The sequence below is a fragment of the Enterobacter chengduensis genome (assembly GCF_001984825.2).
GTDB classification, from domain to species: domain Bacteria; phylum Pseudomonadota; class Gammaproteobacteria; order Enterobacterales; family Enterobacteriaceae; genus Enterobacter; species Enterobacter chengduensis.
In genome coordinates this window covers 3,189,911-3,216,104 of the sequence record NZ_CP043318.1, presented here as the reverse complement: position 1 = coordinate 3,216,104, position 26,194 = coordinate 3,189,911, and the positions used below count along the sequence as shown (strand labels likewise).

Annotated in this window: 23 protein-coding genes; 10 read left to right on the top strand and 13 right to left on the bottom strand. The window is 54.0% G+C overall.

Annotation, left to right across the window (positions count from 1 at the left end; all coding sequences use genetic code 11):
- Position 1: 1 nt before the first annotated feature.
- From fliN to fliF, 9 genes are all read right to left on the bottom strand, one after another.
- A complete protein-coding gene (gene fliN, locus FY206_RS15665; protein ID WP_014170738.1) occupies positions 2-415 on the bottom strand; it encodes a flagellar motor switch protein FliN in 414 nt (137 codons plus the stop codon).
- Entirely contained in the window at positions 412-1,416 is a 1,005-nt protein-coding gene (gene fliM, locus FY206_RS15660) for a flagellar motor switch protein FliM (RefSeq protein ID WP_014170737.1), read from the bottom strand. Before fliM ends, fliN begins: the two co-directional genes overlap by 4 nt.
- A 4-nt stretch (positions 1,417-1,420) precedes the next feature.
- Positions 1,421-1,891: a flagellar basal body-associated protein FliL gene (fliL, locus tag FY206_RS15655; protein WP_023312306.1), complete on the bottom strand. Its 471-nt coding sequence runs from the start codon at positions 1,889-1,891 to the stop codon at positions 1,421-1,423.
- Between the two features lie 106 nt (positions 1,892-1,997).
- Positions 1,998-3,230: a flagellar hook length control protein FliK gene (gene fliK / locus FY206_RS15650; protein WP_032641434.1), complete on the bottom strand. Its 1,233-nt coding sequence runs from the start codon at positions 3,228-3,230 to the stop codon at positions 1,998-2,000.
- On the bottom strand, positions 3,227-3,670 hold the full coding sequence (gene fliJ / locus FY206_RS15645) for a flagellar export protein FliJ (protein WP_006811155.1): 444 nt from the start codon (positions 3,668-3,670) through the stop codon (positions 3,227-3,229). Before fliJ ends, fliK begins: the two co-directional genes overlap by 4 nt.
- A gap of 21 nt (positions 3,671-3,691) precedes the next feature.
- Positions 3,692-5,062 (bottom strand): flagellar protein export ATPase FliI, encoded by a 1,371-nt coding sequence (gene fliI, locus FY206_RS15640; protein ID WP_032641431.1) that lies wholly within the window; start codon positions 5,060-5,062, stop codon positions 3,692-3,694.
- The gene (gene fliH / locus FY206_RS15635; protein ID WP_032641429.1) at positions 5,062-5,769 is read right to left on the bottom strand and encodes a flagellar assembly protein FliH; all 708 of its coding nucleotides are present in this window, start codon (positions 5,767-5,769) and stop codon (positions 5,062-5,064) included. The genes fliI and fliH overlap by 1 nt, the downstream gene beginning before the upstream one ends.
- Positions 5,762-6,760: a flagellar motor switch protein FliG gene (gene fliG, locus FY206_RS15630; protein ID WP_008500327.1), complete on the bottom strand. Its 999-nt coding sequence runs from the start codon at positions 6,758-6,760 to the stop codon at positions 5,762-5,764. Before fliG ends, fliH begins: the two co-directional genes overlap by 8 nt.
- The gene (gene fliF / locus FY206_RS15625) at positions 6,753-8,432 is read right to left on the bottom strand and encodes a flagellar basal-body MS-ring/collar protein FliF (protein WP_032641427.1); all 1,680 of its coding nucleotides are present in this window, start codon (positions 8,430-8,432) and stop codon (positions 6,753-6,755) included. Before fliF ends, fliG begins: the two co-directional genes overlap by 8 nt.
- Before the next feature lie 228 nt (positions 8,433-8,660).
- On the opposite strand from fliF, the gene fliE reads away from it, so the two are divergent.
- Both fliE and yedD read left to right on the top strand, forming a co-directional pair.
- Positions 8,661-8,975 (top strand): flagellar hook-basal body complex protein FliE, encoded by a 315-nt coding sequence (gene fliE, locus FY206_RS15620; protein WP_032641425.1) that lies wholly within the window; start codon positions 8,661-8,663, stop codon positions 8,973-8,975.
- 74 nt (positions 8,976-9,049) lie between these two features.
- Positions 9,050-9,463, top strand: coding sequence for a lipoprotein YedD (yedD, locus tag FY206_RS15615; protein ID WP_032641423.1), 414 nt, complete (start codon positions 9,050-9,052; stop codon positions 9,461-9,463).
- Between the two features lie 102 nt (positions 9,464-9,565).
- On the opposite strand, the gene amyA is transcribed toward yedD, so the two are convergent.
- The 4 genes from amyA to fliD all read right to left on the bottom strand — a co-directional run bounded on the left by amyA (position 9,566) and on the right by fliD (position 13,354).
- Positions 9,566-11,053: an alpha-amylase gene (gene amyA, locus FY206_RS15610; protein ID WP_032641420.1), complete on the bottom strand. Its 1,488-nt coding sequence runs from the start codon at positions 11,051-11,053 to the stop codon at positions 9,566-9,568.
- Positions 11,054-11,156: 103 nt separating this feature from the next.
- On the bottom strand, positions 11,157-11,516 hold the full coding sequence (fliT, locus tag FY206_RS15605; protein WP_032641418.1) for a flagella biosynthesis regulatory protein FliT: 360 nt from the start codon (positions 11,514-11,516) through the stop codon (positions 11,157-11,159).
- The gene (gene fliS, locus FY206_RS15600; protein ID WP_032641416.1) at positions 11,516-11,926 is read right to left on the bottom strand and encodes a flagellar export chaperone FliS; all 411 of its coding nucleotides are present in this window, start codon (positions 11,924-11,926) and stop codon (positions 11,516-11,518) included. Before fliS ends, fliT begins: the two co-directional genes overlap by 1 nt.
- A gap of 24 nt (positions 11,927-11,950) precedes the next feature.
- Positions 11,951-13,354, bottom strand: a complete 1,404-nt coding sequence (gene fliD / locus FY206_RS15595; protein ID WP_032641414.1) for a flagellar filament capping protein FliD — start codon at positions 13,352-13,354, stop codon at positions 11,951-11,953.
- A 238-nt stretch (positions 13,355-13,592) separates the two neighbouring features.
- Here fliD and FY206_RS15590 point away from each other — a divergent pair, with 238 nt between their 5' ends.
- The 8 genes from FY206_RS15590 (at position 13,593) to FY206_RS15555 (ending at position 26,150) form a co-directional block, all read left to right on the top strand.
- Positions 13,593-14,525, top strand: a complete 933-nt coding sequence (locus FY206_RS15590; RefSeq protein ID WP_032641410.1) for a flagellin N-terminal helical domain-containing protein — start codon at positions 13,593-13,595, stop codon at positions 14,523-14,525.
- 187 nt (positions 14,526-14,712) lie between these two features.
- Positions 14,713-15,618: a flagellin N-terminal helical domain-containing protein gene (locus FY206_RS15585; RefSeq protein ID WP_032641412.1), complete on the top strand. Its 906-nt coding sequence runs from the start codon at positions 14,713-14,715 to the stop codon at positions 15,616-15,618.
- Between the two features lie 171 nt (positions 15,619-15,789).
- Entirely contained in the window at positions 15,790-19,428 is a 3,639-nt protein-coding gene (locus FY206_RS15580) for a glycosyltransferase (protein WP_032641408.1), read from the top strand.
- The gene (locus FY206_RS15575) at positions 19,425-22,823 is read left to right on the top strand and encodes a glycosyltransferase family 2 protein (RefSeq protein ID WP_120286688.1); all 3,399 of its coding nucleotides are present in this window, start codon (positions 19,425-19,427) and stop codon (positions 22,821-22,823) included. The genes FY206_RS15580 and FY206_RS15575 overlap by 4 nt, the downstream gene beginning before the upstream one ends.
- A 143-nt stretch (positions 22,824-22,966) precedes the next feature.
- Complete coding sequence (locus tag FY206_RS15570) at positions 22,967-24,121, top strand: DegT/DnrJ/EryC1/StrS family aminotransferase (protein WP_032641405.1); 1,155 nt, start codon at positions 22,967-22,969, stop codon at positions 24,119-24,121.
- 16 nt (positions 24,122-24,137) lie between these two features.
- Entirely contained in the window at positions 24,138-24,839 is a 702-nt protein-coding gene (locus FY206_RS15565; RefSeq protein ID WP_032641404.1) for a WbqC family protein, read from the top strand.
- A gap of 10 nt (positions 24,840-24,849) precedes the next feature.
- Positions 24,850-25,299 carry a GNAT family N-acetyltransferase gene (locus FY206_RS15560; RefSeq protein WP_032641402.1) on the top strand — a complete coding sequence of 150 codons (450 nt, stop codon included), beginning with the start codon at positions 24,850-24,852 and terminating at the stop codon, positions 25,297-25,299.
- A gap of 131 nt (positions 25,300-25,430) precedes the next feature.
- Complete coding sequence (locus tag FY206_RS15555) at positions 25,431-26,150, top strand: RNA polymerase sigma factor FliA (RefSeq protein WP_014170714.1); 720 nt, start codon at positions 25,431-25,433, stop codon at positions 26,148-26,150.
- Positions 26,151-26,194: the final 44 nt, after the last annotated feature.

Genomic DNA, 26,194 nt, shown 5'->3' with positions numbered 1-26,194 from the left:
CTTAACGGCTCAGACGACGCATACGTTCAGACGGGGTAATGATGTCGGTGATACGCACGCCGTATTTATCGGCTACTACCACGACCTCACCCTGGGCAATCAGATAGCCGTTGATCAGAATATCCAGCGGCTCGCCGGCCAGACCGTCAAGGGCCACCACGGAACCCTGCGTCAGGCGCAGCAGCTCTTTAATGGTCATACGGGTACGTCCCAGCTCAACGGTCAGCTTTACCGGGATATCCATAATCAGATCGATATCCTGCAGCGTACCGCTGACGTCACCGCCGCCGAGCTGCTGGAATACGGCATCCGCAGCGCTTTTGGCCGGAGTCGTTTTTTGCTCGTTTAACGCGTCAGCCCACAGATCGTCCAGTGCTCCGCTGTTTTCATCGGACGGATTGTTCATGTCACTCATTTGGGCTGTTCCTCATTCAGCGAATTCAAAATCGGGTTGATCAAGTGCTCAACGCGTAACGCATACTGACCGTTAATCGTGCCGTACTGGCTTGTCAGCACGGGGACACCATCCACATGGGCAATAATGCGGTCGGGTTTTTCTATCGGCAAAACGTCACCGGGTTGTAATTTCAGGATCTGGGATAACCGCAGCGGGATATCGGCGAAGCTCGCCACCAGCTCAAGCTGTGAATGCTGGACCTGGCGGACCAGGTTTTCTCGCCAGTTCTGGTCTTCGTTGCGGGAGTTCTCCAGCGGCGGGTTCACCAGCAGCTCGCGCAGCGGTTCGATCATGCTGAACGGCAGGCAGATGTTGAACTCGCCGGTCAGGTTACCGATCTCCACGTGGAACGGCGTGTTCACGACGATATCGTTCGGAGAGGTGGTGATATTGGTAAATTTCACCTGCATCTCGGAACGGACGTACTCCACTTCCAGCGGGTTAATCGCTTTCCAGGCGTCGCTGTACGACTCCAGCGCCAGCTTCAGCATGCGGTTAATGACGCGCTGTTCGGTGTGGGTGAATTCGCGACCTTCTACCTTGGTCGGGAAGCGCCCGTCGCCGCCGAACAGGTTATCCACCGCGATGAACACCAGGCTTGGGGAAAACACCACCAGGCCGGTGCCGCGCAGCGGCTTAAGATGAATCAGGTTAAGGTTGGTTGGTACCGGCAGGTTGCGGGCAAACTCATGGTAAGGCTGAATGCGGATCGCGCCGACCGTGATATCCGGGCTACGGCGCAGCAGGTTAAACAGCCCCATACGGAACTGACGTGCAAAACGCTCGTTAATGATCTCCAGCGCCTGCAGACGTTCACGTACCACGCGGCGCTGGGTATTCGGGTCATAGGGACGAATATCGCTATCGCCGCCAATCCCCGGTTGCGGATCATCGTTTTTATCGCTGTCGCCGTTAAGCAGCGCATCGATTTCTGCCTGAGAAAGAATACTGTCGCCCATGTCGTTACCGCAGAATGAATGCTGTATACAGAACGTCAGTGACTTCCTGCTTAGGTTGGCCGTTTACCAGCGGGGTCGCCAGCGTTTGTTTAATGGCGTCGACGAGCTTTTGCTTACCCACATCGGTGGCCAGCGCCGAAGCGTCCTGACGAGAGAACAGCAGCAGGAGGCGGCTGCGCACTTCAGGAAGGTAATCGTTCAGACGTGAACGGGTGGCTTCATCTTTCAGGCGCAGCGTAATGCCCACATAAAGCACGCGATCCGCATCACCCAGATTGACGGTGAAGGTATCCAGCGGGAAGAATACTGGAGCCGGCGGAGGTGGCGCTTCAGCCTTGGCTGCAGCGGTGGTCGGTTCCTGCTGCATACGCCAGTAACTATAGCCCGCGGTGGCGCAGGCGGCGAGCGTGATCAACACCAGCAGCGGGATCCAGATGGAACGCTTACTTTTTTTGGTGATAGCGGAGTCAGTCATCTGATACGAGCTTCCTGTTTCGGTACTGCTTAATAAGGTGATTATCCCGTGTCCTGCTGCCGTCAAAGCGTGGAAAAGACGGGGATAATCACGCTACCTCTGGCGTTTAGGCGAAGATGTCTACGGCACCGTTACCGCGCGCTGCGGATTGCAGGGCGGCAGGAACAGGCAGTAATTCATCGCTCTCTTCATTAAACCCGCCGGTGTTGCCGGAACGCGAAGCCTGGTGCTGCTGCTGGGATGAGGAGTGCTGCTGCCCGGCGAAGCTCTCGCTGCTGACGCTGCTCTGCGCAAGCTGAATGCCGTTCTCCGCCAGCGAGGTTCGCAGCACCGGCAGCGCGGCTTCCAGCGCCGCGCGCACGTGGCTGTGCGCGGAGACCATCTGCAGCTGCGCCTGGTTATCATCCAGCTTAAGCGAAATTTGCACCTGACCCAGATCTTCCGGGTGCAGACGCAGCTCGGCCGTCTGCTGGCCCTGCTTAGTGAACAGCGTGATGTGCTGGCTCAGGGACTGCTGCCATTCGTGGGTGCCCAGCGGCTGGCTTAACACCGGTGCGGTGGCAACGGTGGCGGCAGGCTGGCTGGTGGCATGGCTGGACAGAATCGGTGCCAGGGTGGCCGTTGGGGAGGCCGTGGAGGAGGAACTGGCGAGCTCCTGCTTGTCTGCCGCGGCGTTAACAACCGGCGTGGCTGGCGCATTGGCTGACAGATCCGGGACGCTGGTTTTCGCCTGGCTCTGATATGGCTCAGCCGTCTGGCCTTTATCATGGCTTCCCGCAGGCGCGTTCAGCGGCAGCTGGCCCGCCCCATGTTGAGCGAGCGTCGCGGTACCGAGCGCCGACCGTGCGGCAATACCGTCATTGCCCGCGGCGTGATCGGTGCGGGTCTGCTGGTGCGGCAGCATGGCCATCAGCGCGCTTAATCCGGCCAGCTCTTCTTCAGTCAGTTCGCTTTTGCCGTCGTCCTTGCCGTTGGCCGCCGTCAGCGTTTTCTGGGCATTGCCCTTTGACAGCGGCACCAGTCCGGATATCAGGGTTTCAGGCGCTGTAAGCTGGGCCGTTTCATCGCCGCTCAGGGCTGGCTGACGCGCGAACAGGTCGGCAATTTTGGCCTGCAGGGCGGTATCACCTTTAGCGTCCTGAGCCACTTTTGACAGCTTGCTGCCGGCGGCTTTCAGGTCAGCCAGGGTCAGCGGCGCATCTTTACCCTTGCCCGTAGCGTCCGACAGGGCGCCCGCCAGCAGGGAGAGAAAGTCCTGCGCACCGTCGGCGCCTTTCCCCGTTTGCGTGCCGCCCGACAGGTCGCTGTCGCTCATCAGCAGTTGTTGCAGTGTGATCATTCCGGTTTCCTCATTGATGCGCGCTGGGCAAACTCATCCATTTTTTTCTGATCCAGACGGTTTTCCGCCAGGGTCGAGGCTGCAATCTGCCGGTCCTGTAAGGTTTGCCAGGCCTGCAGCCGCTGTTTTTTCTCGCGCCAGAAGTTCAGCGCGGTATCGACTTTTTGGGTCCACTGGTTAAGCTGCTGGCGATGCTGTTCAATCGCCTTTTCCAGCGTCTGGATAAACTGCTGATAGTTAATCCAGCGCTGGCTGCCAATGCCCTGCGTCATATCGGTATTGAGGTTGGTGCGATACTCATGCTGATAGTCGATTAACATCTTCAACTGTTCTTCAGCCTGCTGGCACCCGCGTCGCATTGCGCCAAGCTGCAATGCGGCATCATCAACTTCTTTTTCAGCCAGATCTTTCAGCGTTGATAACGCGCTGTTTTGCGCCATGACCTTCGCCCTCCACCTGTGTTACACCTGCGGGAAAATCAGCTCCAGTGCCTGAATTGAATCTTCCCAGTCGGCGCGTTCAAAAATGCCTTGTTGCAAAAATGCCTCCAGCTGCGGCCACAGGGTAATCGCCTTGTCGAGCATCGGGTCGCTGCCTTTGGCATAAGCCCCGACGCTGACCAGATCGCGGTTGCGCTGGAAGCTGGAGAGGAGTTGTTTAAAGTTACGCACGCGGGCGTAGTGCTTCTCGGTTATCAGCGCCGTCATTGCGCGGCTGATAGAGGCTTCAATATCAATCGCCGGATAGTGCCCGGCTTCGGCCAGACGACGCGACAGCACGATATGGCCGTCAAGAATGGCGCGCGCGGAGTCGGCGATCGGATCCTGCTGGTCATCGCCTTCCGTCAGCACCGTATAAAATGCGGTGATGGAGCCGCCGCCGCTGATGCCGTTCCCCGCGCGTTCTACCAGGGCCGGGAGCTTGGCGAAGACCGAAGGCGGATAGCCTTTGGTGGCCGGTGGCTCGCCGATGGCCAGCGCGATTTCACGCTGCGCCATCGCGTAGCGGGTGAGGGAGTCCATGATCAGCAGCACGTGCTTCCCGCGGTCGCGGAAATCTTCGGCGATGCGGGTGGCGTAGGCGGCACCCTGCATACGCAGCAGGGGCGATACGTCCGCCGGGGCGGCTATCACCACCGAGCGGGCGCGGCCTTCCGCACCCAGAATATTTTCAATAAAATCTTTTACTTCGCGACCGCGCTCGCCGATCAGCCCCACGACGATAACGTCGGCCTGGGTGTAGCGCGCCATCATACCGAGCAGGACGGATTTACCGACGCCGGAACCGGCGAAGAGGCCCATACGCTGTCCGCGTCCCACGGTCAGCAGGGCGTTAATCGGACGCACGCCGGTGTCCAGCACATGCTCGATAGGGGTACGCTGCAGGGGGTTAAACGGCTGGGTGATCAGCGCGCCGGTTTCGGTGGTGTCCGGGGAAGGGAGCCCGTCGAGGGGTTTACCGCTGCCGTCCAGCACGCGGCCCAGCAGGGCAGGACCAAGCGGCAGCTGTTTCCCGCTTTGCAGGCCGTCGCCACTGATGTTTTTCGCATAGACGCGGGCGCCGGGCAGAATGCCTTCCACCTCTTCAAGCGGCATCAGGAACAGGCGCTGGCCGTTAAAGCCGACCACTTCGCTTTCGACTTCACGCGTTTCCTGCCCGTCCTGACGCTCAATGACGCAGGTTGCCCCCAGCGGCAGCTGCAGGCCGGTGGCTTCGAGCACCAGGCCGGTGGCGCGCGTCAGTCGCCCATAGCGACGAACGGAGGGCAGTTGCGTCATCTTCGTCTCGAAGTTGTCGAGCGTGGTGAGCCAGCGGGTGAGGCGCGCGGTCATCAGACCACTCCCGGTGCCGCCAGGCGGCACAGCTCCTGCCAGCGGGTGGCGACGCTGGCATCCAGATCGCCTTCATCCGCAGAGACTTTGCAGCCGCCGTGGTGTAACGACGGGTCGCCGCGCAGGCGCCAGCCGTGCAGGCTAAGCGTTGCGCCCAGGCTCTCTTCCACGCGCTGCAGATCGTCCGGATGGACGCGCAGCTGCGGCTTGCCGCTGAACAGCGGCTCCTGCTGCAGCAGACCCTGAATTTGTTTGATCAGCGCCGTGTTGTCCACCACGGGCGTCTGGCCGATAACCTGGCGCGCGGCTTCCAGCGCCATCTGCATCAGCCGCGAGGCGATCACGCTGTCCAGCGCGTCCAGCGTGTGCTGAAACTCGCTGACCAGCTGCTGCATGCGGGCATGGAGCGGCGCCTGCTGCTGCCGCGCCTGATCGATACCGTGCTCTAACCCTTTCGCCAGACCTTCCTGGTACCCCTGCTCGTGGCCTTTCTGCCGGCCTTCGTTCAGACCGGCACTGTAGCCCTGCTCGTGCGCCTGCATTTGCAGCTGAGCCAGCATCTGTGCCTGCTGTTCCTCTTCGCTCAGCTCGGGCTGCTCGACGTCAGCGTCAGGCGCGTCGGTCGGCATCACGGCTGGCGTGAACTCTGAAAGGGGAGGGGCCAGATCGTCCGGCGTCCAGCGCTTCCACGGCAGCTCGTTAGACATAGGTGTCGTCTCCGCTGCCAATCACCATCTCGCCGGTTTCCGCCAGGCGACGAACAATAAGCAGAATGGCTTTCTGTTCGTTTTCCACCTGAGACAGACGAACCGGGCCGCGGTTGGCAAGGTCGTCGCGCAGGATATCTGCCGCACGCTGGGACATGTTGCGCAGGAACTTCTCGCGCAGCGGCTGCTCGGCACCTTTGAGGGCGATAAGCAGCGACTCGGAATCCACTTCCTGGAGCAGGCGCTGGATGCTGCGATCGTCCACTTCCACGAGGTTTTCGAACAGGAACATCTCGTCGATGATTTTCTGCGCCAGCTCGCCGTCGAATTCGCGAACTGCGGTAATAACGGCCTCTTCCTGCTGGGTTTTCATCAGGTTGATGATTTCCGCCGCCGTTCTCACGCCGCCCATTTTGCTGCGCTTGAGGTTCTGGCCGTCGAGCAGGTTGTTCAGCACTTCGGTCAGCTCCGCCAGCGCGGCCGGCTGGACGCCGCCGAAGGTGGCAATACGCAGCATCACGTCGTGGCGCAGGCGCTCTTCGAACAGGGCCAGGATATCGGCCGCCTGACCACGTTTGAGGTGAACCAGGATGGTGGCGATAATCTGCGGGTGCTCGTCGCGAATAAGGTCGGCGGCACTCTGCGGCTCCATAAAGTTGAGCGTTTCGATCCCGCTGGCGGTATCGCGCGTTTCCAGAATGTCTTCCAGCAGGCTGGCGGCACGCTCTTCGCCCAGCGCCTTGACCAGCACGGAGCGCAGGTAGTCGTTGGCGTTGACGTTCAGCGCGGCAAACTGTTCGGCTTCCTGCTCAAATTCCGACAGCACTTCGGTCAGCTGCTTGTTGGAGATTTGACGCACGTTGGCCATGGCCGCACTGAGAATTTGCACTTCTCGCTGGGAGAGGTGTTTAAACACCTCTGCCGCGCGATCTTCGCCAATGGTCATCAGCAGGATGACGCTTTTATCGGTGCCCGTAAGCGTATTACTCATGTTCGTTACCCATCCACTGGCGGATGACCAGCGCCACGACGCGCGGATCGTTATCTGACATTTCGCGAATGCGCTGGCTCATGACCTCAGCGCCCATGCGCTGGTTAGCACGACGCTGCTGCATCTGTTCATCTTTGCTGAGGCGAACTTCAACCGCTTCTTCCGTTTCCTGACGCGTATTCATCTGTTCGCGCGCCGCTTTTTCGGCTTCCGCACGGCGCTGGAGCTGCGGACGAACGCCCTTACGCCACAGCAGCCACGCGACGATCAGCACCAGCAGCCAGCGTCCTGCGGACAGCAGCTGGTCGATAAACGCCTGCTGTTGCCAGAACGGCAGTTCACCGCCGGTCTCTTCAACCGCGTTGAACGGCGAGTTCACCACGTTGAGGGTATCGCCGCGCTTCTCGGAGTAACCCATCGCTTCACGCGTCAGGTTTTCAATCTGCTTCATCTGCTCGGCGGTCAACGGCAGCGGTTTGCCATCCGCCAGCGTTTTGTAGTTCACCACTACCGCCACTGAAAGACGCTGAATATCGCCCACGTTCAGTTTAGTGTGGCGAATCGTCCTATCCACCTCGTAGTTCGTGGTTTCATTGCGGCTGCTGGTACGCGGACCGCTGTTATTCGCCGTTGAGGTGGTCTGCTGGTTATTTTGCTGACCGTTCTGCTGATTGGCCGGCGGCGTTGAGATCGGTGCCGCGTTTGCCGGGGCAGGCTGGTTAGAGAGCGCGCCCGGTACGCCGCCCGGGTATGCACCGCCGACCTGTTCGTTCGAATTGATCTGACGTGAACGCATCACCGCCTGAGCCGGGTCGCCGTTCGGGGTGTATTGCTCTTCGGTTTGTTCTTTATTCGCGAAGTCGATCTGCGCGGTGACCTGCGCGTGCACGTTGCTGTTGCCCACTACCGGGCCGAGAATGGCTTCAATGCGGCGCTGGAGGCGGTTTTCGACATCGGCGGCGTATTTCAGCTGCGCATCGTTCAGGTCGCGACCGGCGGTATTGGACTGCGTCAGCAGGTGACCGCTCTGGTCAACCAGCGTCACGTTACCCGGCGGCAGACCGGCCACGGCGCTGGAGACGAGATGCGTTACCGCGCTGATTTGCCCTTCGTCCAGCGCGCGGCCAGGCTGCAGGTTAACGGTTACGGAAGCCGACGGTGATTTCTGTTCACGAACAAATAGAGAGGGTTTAGGCATCGCGAGGTGCACGCGGGCACTCTTCACCGGGCCGAGTGTTTCAATGGTGCGGGCCAGCTCACCTTCCAGCGCACGCTGGTAGTTCACCTGCTCGCTGAACTGGCTAATACCGAATTTTTCCTGATCCAGCAGCTCAAAGCCAACGGCACCGCCTTTAGGCAGCCCCTGCTGTGCCAGACGCAGGCGCAGCTCATGCACCTTATCTGCCGGAACCTCAAGCGCGCCGCCGTTATCGGCAAAGCGATAGGGGATGTTCATCTGGGTCAGCTGGGTGACGATGGCGCCGCCATCCTGATCGGAAAGGTTGCTGTAGAGCGTCCGGTAGTCAGGGCTTTTCGCCCACAGAACCATCGCTACAAGGATCGCAATTGCGGCAGCGCCTGCCACGATCAACGGGATTTTAGGATTCGCGCGAAGGCGGTTCATCCACTCGAGTGATTTATTCTGCGGCGCTGTCGATGCTGTTGCACTCATTGCGCACCTCTTAAATCCTGGTGGTTTACGTTATTCGTGTAGAGAAACAAAACTGACTCCCGGGTCGGCAAACACGACAAAAGTTCCATATTGATGGCCCTGCCATTATTTGATGATTCGTGATTTTCTATGCGTCAAATAACCTGGTTTTTTCACGCTATTTACCGCCATTATCTTATTGACAAGCTGTTAGTCTTGACCGCGTAAAAAACCATCCAGGGGAGAGTCATGGCTATACAGGGCATCGAAGGGGTAATCAGTCAGCTGCAGGCAACGGCGATGACGGCCCGTAATCAGAATGTGGCAGATCAGCCGCCGAGCATCAGCTTTGCAGGGCAGCTGCATGCCGCGCTTGACCGTATCAGCGATACCCAGACCGCCGCGCGCACGCAGGCAGAGAAGTTCACCCTCGGCGAGCCGGGCGTGGCGCTGAATGATGTGATGACCGATTTGCAAAAAGCCTCGGTTTCCCTGCAGATGGGGATCCAGGTGCGTAACAAGCTGGTCTCTGCCTATCAGGAAGTGATGGGGATGCAGGTTTAAGACCTGTCGATCTTCGCTGGCAGCCGCAGCGCTTTAATGCCACAATATTTTTTTCTTCGAATGCAGGAAAGATGATGAAAAAAATAGCAATTGCTGGCGCGCTGCTGGCACTGACCGGGTGCGTTCAGGTGGATAACTATAACGACGTGATCAAGCATCCTGTCCCGGCAAACCTGGCCGGATACTGGCAGTCGAAAGGGCCGCAGAGCAACCTGGTCAGCCCGGAAGCGATTGCCACGCTGGTGGTGACGGAAGAGGGCGACACGCTGGACTGCCGCCAGTGGCAGCGCGTGATTGCCGTGCCGGGTAAAATCATGCTGCGTTCAGACAGTTATTACAACGTCACGCGCAAGCTGGATATCTACCCGCTGGAGCGCGATGGCGCGACGCTCGAGTACGACGGGCTGGAGCTGCAGAAGGTCGATCGCCCAACGGTCGAGTGCGCGGATTACCTGAGCAAGAATCCGCTGGAGAGCAAGCTGCCCTAAGGGTAAAAGCAAAACGGCAACTTCGTTGCCGTTTTTGGTGTTTGCGCCCTCTCCCTGTGGGAGAGGGACGGGGTGAGGGCATCAGGCCGCACGTTTCCCGTTCTACAGCGCATCCTCAATAACCCACACGCTGACGCTTCCCCCATTGCAGGTGAAGGTCCCCTCACCATCCGCCGCCGTGGTGACCGTTTCGTCGCGATTGCCGAGAAAATCCCGCCACGTTTTGTTGCCGTAGTTTTCCCCCAGGCAAATCACCTTCTCACCGTCGTCACCGTTCGACAGCACCACCACGCACCCGGGATCGTCATCCGTGCCGCTGCGGCTGAAGGCGATGCAGTTAGGGTGATCAAAAAACAGCGTCTGCACGCCGTGGGCGAAGCGCTGGCGGGCGAGGATCAGCTCGTGGAGCTGCTCAATAACCGGCATGTCAATATGATACGTTTCACCGTCGCCTCCCGTATCGTCATAGCTGGCACCGAAGAGATCCGGATAAAAGACGCTCGGTACGCCATTTTCCCGCAGCAGGATCAGCGCGTAGGCCAGCGGTTTGAACCAGGCTTCGACCGGGGCCTCCAGCGCCTGCAAGGGCTGGGTGTCATGGTTGGCGACGAGCGTTACCGCATGAAACGGATCGGCTTCCACCAGGGTGCCGGTGAAGATTTGGCTCATGTCGTAATCCCGCCCCTGGCGCGACGCCTCGTGGAATTTCATCTGCAGGGGGGCATCAAAGAGCATGGTTTTGCCGTCGACCTGGTCAATGTAGGCCTGAAGTTTATCCACCTCATGGGACCAGTATTCTGCCACGATAAACAGCGGCTGGTCGGCGACCTCCTGGACGTGCTCAATCCACTCTTTGTAAAACCAGGCGGGAATGTGTTTCACCGCGTCCAGACGAAAACCGCTGCAGCCCGTCTGTTCCATCACCCACCGGGCCCAGTATTTGATCTCTTCGGTCACGGCGTGGTTGCGAAAGTCGATATTTTCGCCCATCAGATAATCGAAGTTGCCCATCTCGTCATCAACCTGATCGTTCCAGCCTTCGCCGGTGTAGTCATTGACGATTTTGAAGATGCCGTCTTCATCGGGGTTTTCAATATGGTCGACGCCGCTGAAGCATTTGTAATCCCAGATGAACTGGGAGTACTGTCCGGCCCTGACGGGGAAGGTGTAGCGGGTCCAGGCTTCACACTCGATGACTTCGTCATCAATTTGCGTGCGGTCCTGCTGATTTACGCGCTGTACGCGCACGGGCTCTTTTTCGTCGGCGCCCATTTTGTGGTTGACCACCACGTCCAGCAGCACGGCTATGTCGTTGCTTTTGAGGGCGTCGATAGCTTCCAGCAGCTGCGCTTTATCGCCGTATTTGGTGGCAATACTGCCCTTTTGATCAAACTCGCCGAGATCGAACAGGTCGTAAGAATCATAGCCAACAGAATACCCGCCGGACGCGCCTTTGTAGGCGGGCGGCAGCCAGATCATGTTGATGCCGATTTCATTAAGATTGGGGGCTAACGCCGTGACCTCTCGCCACAATTCACCGCCAGCAGGGTAATACCAGTGAAAACATTGTAACAGGGTGGGGTTTTTCATCGTCCGTGCTCCGTTTTGAGAACACAGTGAGTATGGGCGAAATGGGGATAAAACGCGGATGAAATCACAAAATAATATTCATCCGCAAAAGACCCTATCCAGACTAGAGATCTGAAGGAAAGAGAACATTTCCTGATAAACGTCCATAAGTTGAGTTCAGATTATGTTGTCTCGATGTCTGCCCAACCAGTGCTTTCAGTTCTTCCATACGCTGGTGCAGCAAGGTTTTCAACTCGACTTCATTATCGAGTATTTTTCTCAGAATAGGGCGTATTTGCGCCTGAATATGAGGCGGAATTTCGCTGGCGTCCTGGAACATGGTAAGTTTTTCAACTGATGTCAGGTAGTCAACTTCGTACGCGATAAGCTCATCCCAGCGCCCTGCCTGGGTAAGAACAAGCATCGTGTTACTGGTTGTTAATAACTGCTGATAATGCTGGAGCAAGCCGAAATGGACGTCCATTAGTAATTGTCCCACATGTTTTGAGAATGAGGGCCTATCTCTTTCCAGGCATCAGCAATGTTATTGAGTAACTCCATTACTTCATTAATGGCATTAATGTCGTTATGAAGATTAGCCTGTAAAAGACGCCTGGTCATATAGTCATAAAGACTATCAAGATTTGCCGCCAGGTCGCCACCTACCTCGTGGTTTAGACCTGACTGCAAACCGTTGCTGATAATATTGATTGCTTTACTTATGGCCTGCCCTTTACCGGGAATATCACCTTGTTCAATCAAAATGATGGCTTTCTTCATCGCGCTTAATGCGCCATCAAAAAGAAGCACAACCAGTTGATGTGGGCTGGCACTCAGAACCGCTGATTCAACGCCGACCTGAGCATATGCCTGAATTCCCGATTTTGTATACATGGTAAAACCTCAATTCATCATTTATTAACGGTTCATGGCGTTGAACTGTTGGGTCAGATAACTCCCGGTCTGATCCATCTGTGAAACAAGCTGGCTCAGGCTGGTAAATTGTGTTTTGTAACGCGCCATGGTGGCAGTGATCTGCGCGTTTACGCGGTCGTATTCGTCCGACAGTTGTTTCAGTGTCTTGTTAATGCCAGCGGTGGCATTCTGTACTGAACCATCAGTTCCGAGCATGTCTTTCAGCAGACTGCTGGTCTGGGTGGCAAATCCGGTAGTTTTTCCATCGCCGGAAAGGAACGCGACGACGTCAACCGATTTTTCGTTCAGTGCCTTGGTGAGTTTGGTACTGTCCACCGTCAGCTTACCGGAGGTGTCCTGCGTAATCCCCAGCTGCGATAAAGTGGCCAGATCCCCTGAGCCCTGACTGGCAGAAATCATAGAGCGTAGGCGGGTCTGGATATTACGCAGCGTTCCGTCACCCAACAGATCGCCGTTGCTGCTGTCCTGGTTGGTGCTTCCCTGATCGACCGCCGTATATTTCGTTTGATTGGCGATGGTGGTCTGCAGAGAGTTATACGCATCCACAAAAGCCTGAATGGCATCGGTCATTGGCTGGTTGTCTTTGACAATTGACAATGTTTCCGGGCTGCCTTTATTGGTCTTCGTCAGGTTTAAGGTAACGCCCTCAGGTGCATCAGTGATGGCATTACTGCTACGAACGATTTCGATACCGTTGATATTGACTTTAGCGTCGGCAGCGGGGACCTGTTCACTCATCACGTTAGTGGCGCTGGATGGGTCGTAGCTGATGTATTTCGCCAGTTGACTATCATCCGTCGTAATAGTCATCTCGTTTGCTGTACCCGTATCACGGGAAGTCAGCGCCAGGTAATAGCTGTTGTCATCCGCTTTGATGATGCTGGCGCTTACGCTTCCCTGCTTCGCGTTAATAGCGTCACGCACGTCGGCAAGGCTGGTCTTATCGCTCGCCAGAGTGATCGTTAACGGATCTTTCTGCCCCGGCTGAGTGATTGTAAGGGTGCGCGTGCTCATGCTGCTGTCGCCGAGTTCGGTATCCTTGCTGCCGACTTTTGGGCTCAACAGTGACTGCGCTGCCGCCAGCTGCGTCACTTCTACGGAATAAGAGCCCGCCGCTGCGCTGCTGGCAAGCGTCGTACTAAACGCCGTGTTAGTGCTTGAAACTTTTGATTGTGCAATAGCAGAGGTATTTTTTAACGCATCTGAAGCAGTCTGTAATTTAGTGAGTGCTGTCTGCACCACTCCCCATGCTGTCAGCTTGGCTTTATATGACGTTTGCTGGGTAGTGATAGGCGTTAGCTTGGTTTGCTCAGCTGTCTGTAAATTGTCATACAACGTATTGAGATCCAGTGAAGTACCTGCGCCGAGTGAACTAATACTTGCCATTTTTTCATCCTTTATTAAGACAATCGCTGGATGGTCTATCGGCAGAAACGAGAAAAAGATTAGCGGTTTTTAAAAAAAACAATGCGTAAATAAAGCAGGAGAAATTCAGGCAGTTTACAGGTTTAAAAAAATGATTTTTTTTCCTAAAGCTTGAGAAAGGGCGGTCGATAACCTGATTGACGGTGAGAAAGCCGTAGGTAGATGCCTAAATCTGACAACTTTTTCAAAGGAATACATCATGGCTGTTATTAATACTAACACCCTGTCTCTGATGACTCAGAACAACCTGAGCAAATCTCAGTCTTCTCTGGGCACCGCGATCGAGCGTCTGTCCTCCGGTCTGCGTATCAACAGCGCGAAGGATGATGCTGCTGGTCAGGCAATCGCTAACCGTTTCACCTCTAACATCAACGGTCTGACCGTTGCTGCACGTAACGCCAACGACGGTATCTCTCTGGCACAGACGGCAGAAGGCGCACTGGGTGAAATCAACAACAACCTGCAGCGTATCCGTGATCTGACCGTTCAGGCGCAGAACAGCTCTAACTCTGCTTCCGACATCGACTCCATCCAGGCTGAAGTTAACCAGCGTATGGAAGAAGTGAACCGTGTGACCAAGCAGACCGACTTCAACGGTATCAAAGTTCTGGATACCGGCACTGGTTCAAGCACCTACAACTTCCAGGTTGGCTCTAAAGATAACGAAACTATCGGTATCACTCTGAGTTCTAGCGATAGCTTCAACCTGGCTGCTGCTGGTAACACTGGCGCGACGCTGAACACCAAAGCGATGACAACGGGTGATGTTGTTAACGGTAACCAGCGTACGACTGCGGCAGAAGGTTTCGACGTTCTGCACGGAGCGGTAACGGGTGGTACTGGTGGTACAGCCTCAGGTTCTACCCCACTGGCAGACATCGATAAGGCAATCAAATCTGTAGACAACCAGCGCAGCCTGCTGGGTGCGTCTCAGAACCGTTTCGAGTCCACCATCACCAACCTGAACAACACCGTGAACAACCTGTCCGCTGCCCGCAGCCGTATCCAGGATTCCGACTACGCGACCGAAGTGTCCAACATGTCCCGCGCGCAGATCCTGCAGCAGGCTGGCTCTTCCGTACTGGCTCAGGCCAACCAGGTTCCGCAGACCATGCTGTCCCTTCTGCGTTAATCGCCGTTATGACAGACAAAAAGCGCCGCATGTCGGCGCTTTTTTCGTTTAAAATCAAAGTGAAATAAAGCAAGAAAAAAACATCAAAAGATCTAAAGTTTGTAAATGCCCTGTCGATAACCTTTATGAAGGCGATGAAGCCTCTGGCAGCTAGCCGGAACTCATAATCAATTAAAGGATACTTACCATGGCAGTGATTAATACTAACACTCTGTCGCTGATGACTCAGAACAACCTGAGCAAATCTCAGTCTTCTCTGGGCACCGCGATTGAGCGTCTGTCCTCCGGTCTGCGCATCAACAGTGCAAAAGACGACGCTGCTGGTCAGGCGATCGCTAACCGTTTCACCTCTAACATCAACGGCCTGACCGTTGCTGCACGTAACGCCAACGACGGTATCTCTCTGGCACAGACGGCAGAAGGCGCACTGGGTGAAATCAACAACAACCTGCAGCGTATCCGTGATCTGACCGTTCAGGCGCAGAACAGCTCTAACTCTGCTTCCGATATCGACTCCATCCAGGCTGAAGTTAACCAGCGTATGGAAGAAATTAACCGTGTAACGACTCAGACCGACTTCAACGGCATTAAAGTGCTGAACACCGGCACTGGCTCCAGCAGCTACAGCTTCCAGGTAGGTTCTAAGGATCAAGAAACCATCTCTATCAGCCTGAGCAGCTCTAACGCCTACAACCTGTTCAATGCCTCCGGCGCAACCTCTGTGACCTCTGGTCAGACCATCAACGGTAATGCACGTTCTACTGCAGCAGAAGGTTTCGACGTTCTGAGCGGTACCGTAACCTCCGGTGGTACTACTGATGGTAGCCCGCTGGCAGACATCGATGCGGCAATCAAATCTGTAGACAATCAGCGCAGCCTGCTGGGTGCGTCTCAGAACCGTTTCGAGTCCACCATCACCAACCTGAACAACACCGTGAACAACCTGTCCGCTGCCCGCAGCCGTATTCAGGATTCCGACTACGCGACCGAAGTGTCCAACATGTCCCGCGCGCAGATCCTGCAGCAGGCTGGCTCTTCCGTACTGGCCCAGGCCAACCAGGTTCCGCAGACCATGCTGTCCCTGCTGCGTTAATTTTGATAACGCTAAAAAGGCATCTTCGGATGCCTTTTTTATTTCCCAATCGCCAGATTTAAGCCCAATTATCCAACCTATTTTTCCTCTTAAACCGTCTTCTATCCCTCACAATATTGCATTACTGAAAATAGAACTGTAGGCGTCCTTGTGGCGGCGTTGGGGATAAAAATGCCTGAAATTCTGATAAGTGTGGACAAACTGGACGCATGGTCTGCTTCCTGCACGGAAGTGCTCGACATCGCTGATGCCCTGCTAAGACGGGAATGGCATGTGATTCTCTGTACCTCGTTTATCGGGAAGCGTCTTCAGCCAGAAGTGGCCAGACTGCAGGCAACGGGAGCCCTGACGGTTGTTACAGAGAATGCGGGAGAACTGGCCGCACGCTACGACGTTATATGGGTCGTCAAAGGCTTTTTTAGTGAGAAACTGCTTACAGCGCTGCATGAGCAGAAAACGGCGGGATCTTTTATCTTCCGCCATTACAGTGATTACAACGATCTTTATATTCCATGGGGCGCCGGGCTTGAGAATGCTCTGGCAACGCGAGTGCTTGGCCTGTCGGCGTTTACGCAGACCATCCTGCTACAGACGGGGATCCAGGAAGACAAGCTGCATCTGATGCCGTGGCTCGTGCCGGACGCTTACTGCGACGTTTACGCTAATCGCGAGGCGCAAGCGTTGCGTCGGATCCTCTATATCGCGGATAAAATGTCCGCTGAAATGTATGAAGTGCAGCAGCGCGCAGCCCAGTCGCAGATACGCATTGAATGGCTCGATTTAAGTGCTCAATCCGGGCGTATTGAACCGGAGTGGCTCGCGGGTTATGACGTTGTTATTACGGATGAACAGTATGTTCCTAAAGCGCTTGTTCTCGGCGTACCGGTCTTTTTAGCCCACGGAAACTATGTTGAAGGGTATTTGAACGATACAAATCTTGCGCACTATGAGGCTAACTATTTCTCTGGGGTAAATTTGCGTTTTTGCCCGGGTGCAGACGAGTGGATTCAACTGCTGACCGACGGTTATGACGATGCCAATAAATGGGTGCAGAAAAATCATCAGACGTTCGTATCACGCTGGAGCCTTGAGCAGAATATTCTCGCTGTGCTGGATTTTCCTGTTTCGCAAAGGCCTTACACGCTTTCTGAAAAAGATCGCTATGCGCTGGCATTCCACAGCAAAGCGCTGCTGCTCCAGCAGAGCGAAAACTACTCTATTACCCGCTGGATAAAGGATCGAAATATCACGAACGCGCGTCGTGAGGCTTTGCGTGCCTGTGCTGATGCCTTTCCGGACCGCGCCAGACTGGGTGTTGTTATCCTCGCGCAAAATAAAACGACTGAAGAGTGCCAGATTACCCATGCATCGGCGCTCGCTCAATCGCTAGTGCCGATCTCTGTAGAGGTGGCGCATTCTGTTTCCGATATTAATGCGTTACTGGAAAACAGCCCTGCTCAGGCGCTGCTGATGCTCCCTGCGGGCTACACCCTGTTAGATGACGCGCTGATGCGGTTCGCTGAGCACCGAATTCATCATCCAGAGGCAAGTGTCGCCTATTGCGATGAAATGATGGTTGCCGAAAACGATGAACCTGTTGTCACCTTGCGCCCCGGGGTTAATATCGATCTCCTGCGCAGCAAGCCTTACGTTGGACAGGCGCTGCTCATTGATTGCCATGCGGCAAAGGTCGCAGGAGGGCTAGACCCTCTCTTTGCTTATACGCCATTTACCGATTTGCTCTGGCGTCTGGTCGAGCTGCAGGGTATCAGTGTCTTAACGCATGTGCCTGAGGTGCTGCTCTGCAATTCTGAACCTGCGCAACGCTGGACTGAGCTGCCAGGTCTTATGGAACAGCATCGGAACGGCGTGCTGGCACATCTTACGAGACTTGGTATCTCTGCCTCCTATGAGCCCGGAGCCGTTAAAGCTCTACCGCGCCTTCGCTATCACTGGGATGCCCAGCCGATGGTCTCAATTATAATCCCCACGCGCGATCGGTTTGCTTTACTAAAGAACTGCATTGAAAGCCTGATGGAAAAGACCCGCTACGCGCGCTACGAGCTGATGATCGTTGATAACCAGTCAGTAGAGAGCGATGCCTGTCAGTTCCTGAACGATCTAGCGAATCTTGGGCTGGAGCAGGTGCGGATATTGCGATATGACGCCCCATTCAATTTTGCAGAAATGGGCAACGCTGCCGCGCAGCAGGCGAGGGGAGACGTGCTCGTTTTCCTTGATAACGATTGTGAAATCATTGATGGCGCGTGGCTGGACGCGTTACTGGAACACGCATTACGCCCGGAGGTGGGCGTGGTAGGGGCTCGCCTGGAGTTTAAGGATGGCCGGATCCAGCATGGTGGGTATCTGACCGGCGTCCAAAACGGTGTGGAAGTTGCTTTTGCAGGCGCGGGCGGCGCTGACTCAGGTTTTCAGGACTATCTTTGCGTCCCGCATAACGTAACGGCAGTGAGCGGTTCTTGTATGATGCTGCGAAAAGAGGTGTTTTTCGCGCTTAATGGATTTACGCAAGAACGTTATCCCGTCTATTTTGCCGATGTTGATCTGGGAATAAGGCTGCAAAAGCAGGGCTATTTAAACGTCTGGACGCCCTGTTCGCGCGTTCAACATATGGGCGGAGCGACACGCCTTCTGGCCGATAAGTACCAGGTTCCTGAACGACCGATGCTGGAACACTACGCACAGTTGCGTAACGAGTGGAAGGCAGAGCTGCTCATAGATCCGTCTTATCATCCGCTTATGCAAAAATCCGGCGCGCTTTTCACCCTGAGTGAAAACAGTGCGCGTCTGCATACCCCTTTGCCGGGACGTCCTTTACCCGTTGTGCTGGCGCATCATGTCGACTGGAATGGCTGCGGGCATCACCGGGTTATGCAGCCGTTTAAAGCCATGGAGCGTCACCATATGCTGGAGGGGGGGATGATGAACAGCATTCCCTCCGTCATGGAAGCCGCGCAACTTCAGCCAGATGTGATTTTACTTGAGTCACTCACCGGGAGCCGTTTCCCGAATATTATTCAGCAGCTGCGTGAGGTCTGTAATGCCAAAGTTATCATTGAGTACGATGATTTCTTACTTAACGTACCGTTAAAAAATGGTAATCGCGATAATTACCCGCAGCACATGGTGAAGAGCTTTCGGAAAATACTCGAAAGTGCAGACAGAATTGTTGTCTCAACGGCGCCGCTTGCTGAAGCCTACAGCCGTTTCCATCATGATATCCGGATTGCGCAAAACCGCCTTGCACCCGACCAGTGGGAACATTTGCTGAGTCAGCGGGGGGTGGGTAAAAAAATACGCGTTGGTTGGGCGGGGGGAAGCACCCATGCAGGGGATCTGCAAATCCTGCTACCTCTGATCAAGGCGCTGGAGAATGACGTTGAATGGGTCTTTATGGGAATGAAGCCGCGTAATGTCCACTGCGAGTTCCACCCTGGCGTTCCTTTCGAGATGTACCCTGAAAAGCTGGCCAGCCTGAATCTCGATCTGGCACTGGTTCCTCTGGAAATCAATCAGTTCAATGAATGCAAGAGTAATTTACGGCTGCTGGAAATTGGTACCTGTGGAGTACCGATCGTTGCCACGGATATTGCTCCGTACCGTTGCGGGCTACCGGTCACCCTGGTTGAAAACCGTTATAAAGACTGGATGAAAGCCATTCAGCCGTACCTCAATGACGCGGATTACCGTATCCGCCAGGGGGATGAACTACGGAATGCCGTACAGCGCAACTGGTATCTGCGCGAAAATGGACTTAATGACTGGCAACAAGGTTGGTTGGCACAATGACTATGCATATAGATCTTCATTCTCCCTACCTGATTGCCGCACCGGACTACCGTGAGTCGTCGTTGGGTATTCAGGTGCTTCACCGCTTGTGCCATATGATCAATGAGCGTGGTGGTCGCGCCTGGATGGTTGGTTGTACCGTCAACCCCGAATGGAATGCGCCAGCGCTTACGCAAGAAGCCTATGAGCAGGTCATCTCCAGCGGCAGGTCCTGGATTGCTGTTTACCCGGAGGTAACGACGGGAAATCCTTTTTCTGCGCCGGTAACCGTCCGCTACATGTTAAACAGGGAAGGGGTCATCATGCAAAACGCCATTGAGGCCGGAGCTGACGATCTCTTTTTCTGGTACCGCCCTGAGTTTGCAGACAAAGAACCCGATCCGAATATTCTCGGGATTGAATGTTATGACCTCTCACTCTTTCAGGATGACCAGCCAGTTAAAGATAAAGACTTTCTCTACCTGAACAGGATCCCTGAATCCGCACTTGATTTATCGGGGTTGCCAGAAAACATCACTATTTTGTCGATGCGCAATCCTTTGTCATTACGCGAGCTGGCGATGCTTCTGAAACGCGGGCGGGTGCTTTACACCTATGAGTCATCAGGAACCTGCCTGCTAGCCATGCTATGTGGCTGCCCGGTCGTTTCGTTGTCGGTTCCGGGATATGAACATTATGCGTTGAACGAGCAGTCGTTACAGGATATTGGTGGTGCCGGTTTCGGTTACTCTGATTCACCGGAAGCACTGGACCACATTCGGGCAGGGCTACCGATTGTTCGCGACGTTGTTCTGGCCAAAAGGCGACTTCTGGAAACCCAGTTTGATCGCTTCCTGTTTCTAACCCAGGCGAAAGCGCAGCAGCAGGATGACGTAAAGGAGCGCAACTCATTCGGCCACTGGATTTCTCACCGCACTTTGCCGACGACGGTCACGGCAGAAACCCGTCTGCTGCACGTTATCCTGTGCCTGAATGCGCAGGTGAGCGCTATCGACGCATCCGTCGCCTCACTTACCCGTCAGGGCGTTGATTCACGGACGATTCTTCTTGTTGCGCCAGAACCAGGGTATCGCGCGATGGCCATGGATATTCCCATGGTTTCGGTAGATAGCTGGGTTAGTGCTGTCAGGCAGCTGGCGGAAACAGAGGCCTTCGACTGGCTGCACTGCATCGATGCGGGTGTTGAATATACTGCGGAAAGCATTGGGTTAATGCGTAATATGCTCTCGCAGGCCGGGGAATGTCAGGCCATTTATACGGATGAGGCGGTACGCGCCAGTGGTGGTGAAATCACTCCGATACGTAAACCGGATTTTAATCTCGATCTTTTCCTCGCTTCGCCTCACCGTTATTTACGACGCGTCTGGTTCCGGCGCGAGAGCTGGCTTGCCGCAGGTAAATTTAACCCTGAATTCAGCCAGGCGTTCGAATTTGACGCGTTGATCGATTACCTGCTGCAATGGGGTACGGGCTGTATCGGGCATATTACGGATATTATTACCCTGGTGCCTGCCTCCGTTTTTGACTTCCCGTCTGCGCTTGAAGAAGAAAAGATTCTCGAGCGTTATCTGCAGCATCGTGGATTTTCTCAGGCCAGCGCCGTACAGCAAAAAAATCTGACGTGGCGTATTAGCTACCCACAGCCAGAACGTGAAAAAGTCAGCATTCTGCTTGATGCGGGTGATGAACCGGCGCGACTGATCCGCTGCGTTGAGAGTCTGATGAAGAATACCGAGTGGCAGAACAAAGAGATTCTGCTGGCGGTGGCTGAAAACGCCAATGCAGAGATGATTGATCTCATCAAGCAGATGCAGGAGGTGATGCCATTAACGGCGATCGTCTGTGGCGCTGAGCAAAACTACGCAAGTCGCATGAACTGCCTGGCGCAAAATGTGACTGGTGATTTTATTTTACTTCTGGATCTCCATACGCTTTTTGTCCTGAAAAACTGGCTGACGACATTGCTGAGCCATGTGATTCGCCCTGAAGTAGGAAGCGCAGGGCCAAAATTTATCACCACTGACCAACGGTTGCTGAGTGCGGGTATGATCGCTGGGGGTGAGGGTTGGGTCGGACATGTAGGTCAAGGGGAACACTGGCAAACAGAAGGCGAGCTGTCACGCTACCAGTGCGAACAAAACTATTCCATTCTGAGCAGCAACTGCCTGCTGGTCAAGCGTGAAGCATGGCAGCGTGTCGGCGGGTTGTCGGCTGAATTCGACGACCCACACGTGATTGATATTATTCTGCCTCTGAAGCTAAAGCGTGCTGGTTATCTTGCCGTCTGGACGCCATTCAGCGTTGTGGTATCGGACAATACACGGCTTCTTGAAAAGGTGTGCGTCAGCGAGAATTCCCAACGTCAGACATTACTCGCCGAGATGCCAGAGATTTTCACTGACGATCCGGCCTATAACCGCTACCTCAGTCTACAACGTCCGTTGTTCCGCCATGGGCCTCTTACGACCAACGGGCCTGAAGATCTCTCCTTGACGCGCGCAAAGGTTCTGTTGCTTAAAAATGGTGAGGACTGCGAATACTCGAAACGTATTGCCGACCTGCTGCAGAATCTGTCGACAGATAACGCGATCTGCCTGATACGTGATTCTTCCGATCTGTCCGTGCCAGAAATATTGCGTCTCGTACCGAATATTGTGGTGCTTAGCCATGCCCCGGATAAGTCGCTATCTGCACGTCTTAGGGCAGTGAGTCGGATTATCCCTTTGCGAATTTATGCGCTGGCGGATTCAGCCGGTTCAGGCAATAACGGTCAGGAGCAGGTAAGTGTGGTGACGCAGTGGCTAACCTGGTCTGCAGAGCGTGAAGCTCAGCTAAGCAAACGAAAAAGGCCGGTGTCGCGTCTGCCGGTGTTGCTGGGGCGTGAATGGGTGTCGCAGGCGAGGCCGACTTCGTCCGAACGCAGACGCGTATTGTGTATACCGGAAGCGTTATCCGTAAAAGAGCGAGAATTCATTAGCCGGGTTATCGCCGCCACGCACGCCAGGGTGGACTGGATCATTTTGGGGGCATGGCCCGCGGCGTGGCTGCCTATGGTCGCAGAAACGGTTCGCTGGCACGGGGAATGGATGTCACCTGAGCAGCTGCATCAGCTGCGAGCCGACATAGCCATTATTTTCAGGCTGAACAGCGACCACAACCGTTTTAAAGATGACTATCAGGCGGTTCAGCTCGCAGCCTGTGGGATAGCAATTGTCTCTAGCGATGTTCCTTCATTGCACAACGATCTCCCTTTCCGGCGCCTTAAAGCTGACCCACAGGTCTGGCAGAACGAAATCGTTAATGCCGACAGCTACGCGGTTAGTCAGCAGGAGATTGACGCCTTCATTTACGATCGGGAGTCCATCCCAGAGGTTATCCGCAGGTTATTTATGTAACACAGGGCATTTTCGAGGCGTTTTTTACCCGGAAAGCTGGGCCGTTTGGGTAATTGAGTCCTGAAAGGGGTCTTGTTTTACCGATAGCAACGGTGTCCTCATCGCTATGATGGGGCACCACCCCTTAGTCCACAGGTTCTCATATGAGTGATAACGTCTATGTTACCAGCCCGCTTTTGCCTCCCCTCGAGGAGTTTCTTCCTTATCTGGAAAAAATTTGGCAAAACCGGATCCTGACAAACGGCGGCGAGTTTCACCAACAGCTTGAACAGGATCTGGCGCGTTATCTTGGCGTAAAGTACGTGAGTTTATTCTCGAATGGTACGCTTGCCCTGCTGACGGCTATGCAGACGCTGCGGATCCGTGGCGAGGTGATCACCACCCCGTATTCCTTTGTTGCAACCTCTCATAGTTTGCTTTGGAATGGACTCACTCCGGTCTTTGCGGATATTGATCCCGATACGTTTAATATTGACCCTGAGAAAATTGAATCGCTCATCACGCCGCAAACGTCAGCAATATTACCGGTGCATTGTTACGGTATTCCTTGTGATACCGTACGTATTCAACAGATCGCCGATACATATGGACTAAAGGTTATTTACGACGCTGCCCATTGTTTTGGAGTAAAAGAGAATAATACCAGTGTCCTGAACCACGGCGATCTTTCGGTCGTGAGTTTCCATGCCACCAAAGTATTTAATACCTTTGAAGGTGGTGCGATTATTTGTCATGACATTAAAACCAAACAGCGAATTGACTATCTGAAAAATTTTGGTTTTGCTGATGAGGTCACCATCATGGCCCCAGGTATTAATGGCAAAATGAATGAAGTCCAGGCGGCAATGGGGTTGCTTCAGTTGCAGCATATTGACGCGGCTCTGGCGGAACGCAAAGCGATTTATGAGCGGTATGTAAAGCTGCTGGATGAATGGCTGCCGGAACTTCGCTATATAACACCATCTTGCTCGATTGAATGGAATTTCGCCTATTTCCCCGTTCTCTTTGAGGGTAACATTCTAAGCGCGCGCGATGAAGTTTACAGTGCCTTACGGCAGCAGGGGATTTTTGCACGACGCTATTTCTATCCTCTAATTAGTGAGTTTCAGATGTACCGTCAATTTGCAACAGCTGATGCCCAACATCTTCCTGTCGCGTGGTCGATTTCTCGAGGTATTCTCTGCCTACCTATTTATCCTGGCCTGACGTATGAAAATCAGATCCGGATCGTGGAAATTATTAGTAAGACATTTTCTCCGCATAAAAATGCACAGTGCGTCGCAACTAGTGAGTTATAAATAAGGATTATCAGTTGTGAAAATTGCAGTAATGCAACCTTACTTTCTACCCTATATTGGTTATTTTCAACTGATGTCTGCGGTTGACCGCTTTGTTCTATTTGACAACGTGCAGTACGTCAGGCAGGGCTGGATCAATCGCAATCGTATTTTGCAACATAATCAACCCGGCATTGTTACTGTTCCATTAGCGAAGGATTCTCGCTTTCTTGCAATCAACAGTCGTCACTTGTCAGATAATTTTATTCGTGAGGATTTGCTCAATCAATTTCTTGATGCCTATCGTCACGCACCTTACTTTCATACGGTATTTCCGCTTGTAGAAGAGATTGTTAATTGTTCTTGCGATAATTTGTCAGACTATCTTGGTAACTCATTGATGGTATTGCGTCAGGTATTATCTCTGGAGTGTGAAATTATGCTCTCGTCTGATATTGCCATTGATCATAAATTGCGTGCTCAGGACAAAATATTGTCCATTTGCTCGGTTCTGGAGGCTCATACATATATCAACCTTCCTGGTGGTCGCGCACTTTATGACAGCGAAAGCTTTCAGCAGCAAGGTGTCAACTTACAGTTTATCCAACCGAAGAATATTTGTTATCCACAGTTTGGTGCTGAGTTTGTCCCTTGGCTCTCAATTATCGATGTCATGATGTTTAATAGTAAAAATGAGGTAATCAACCTTTGCCGTCATGGCTGGACTGTGAGTGGTTAAGGAGCATGCGATGATATCACGCGTCAACACCGCCACTGCCATGCAGATTGCAGGGCATCTTCACCTTGGCGAATCCGATTTTGTCGAGCATCTCATGCGGCAGGTTAATATTGAACGTTATGCTGCTAAAATTAAAAAATATGGCTGTACCTTTGAAGCGTGGAGCGATAACCAGTTAATTGGCCTTGTTGCGGCATATCTGAATAAGGAAAAACGGACCGGATTTATTACTAATGTTTCTGTACTACCTGGTTGGCAATCTTGTGGCATCGGGGATGAGTTATTGCGCAATAGTATTCTTTATCTTGAAGAGGCGGGTGTTGAACAGATAGCCCTTGAAGTGCTTAGCATCAGAGAAAAGGCTATTAGATTGTATTCAAAACATGGATTTATCATCTCTTCTTCTGAACAGGATACGCTCATGATGGTGCGAAAAAGTAGAGTGTCCGGTCCGTCCTAATCCCGTTAATTTGGATCGGGGAAGGAGTAAGGCAGAAATAACCCCCCATTTCACCCACTATTCCCCCGATTAAAACCCCTGCAGAATCGGATAATCATGCCGATAACTCAACTAACGCAGGGCTGTTTATCGTGAATTCACTCTATACCGCTGAAGGTGTAATGGATAAACACTCGCTGTGGCAGCGTTATGTCCCGCTGGTGCGTCACGAAGCATTGCGCCTCCAGGTGCGCTTGCCGGCGAGCGTGGAACTTGACGATCTGCTACAGGCGGGCGGTATCGGGTTATTGAATGCAGTTGACCGATACGACGCTCTGCAAGGAACGGCATTTACGACTTACGCAGTTCAGCGTATTCGTGGTGCGATGCTGGACGAGCTGCGCAGCCGTGACTGGGTACCGCGCAGCGTTCGCCGCAACGCGCGCGAAGTGGCGCATGCGATGGGGCAGCTGGAACAGGAACTGGGACGTAACGCAACGGAAACCGAAGTGGCGGAACGTCTTGGCATTGCTGTTGAAGAGTATCGTCAGATGTTGCTCGATACCAATAATAGCCAACTCTTCTCTTATGACGAGTGGCGCGAAGAGCATGGCGATAGCATCGAGCTGGTGACGGATGAGCACCAGCAGGAAAACCCGTTACACCACTTAATGGAAGGGAATTTACGCCAGCGCGTGATGGAGGCTATTGAAGCTCTGCCTGAACGCGAACAGCTGGTATTAACCCTTTATTACCAGGAAGAGCTTAACCTCAAAGAGATTGGCGCTGTTCTGGAGGTGGGAGAGTCGCGGGTTAGCCAGCTGCACAGCCAGGCCATCAAACGCTTACGAACCAAGCTGGGTAAGTTATAGGTGATTGATTCACCTGAAAAATGCCGCACAACGTATTGACAACC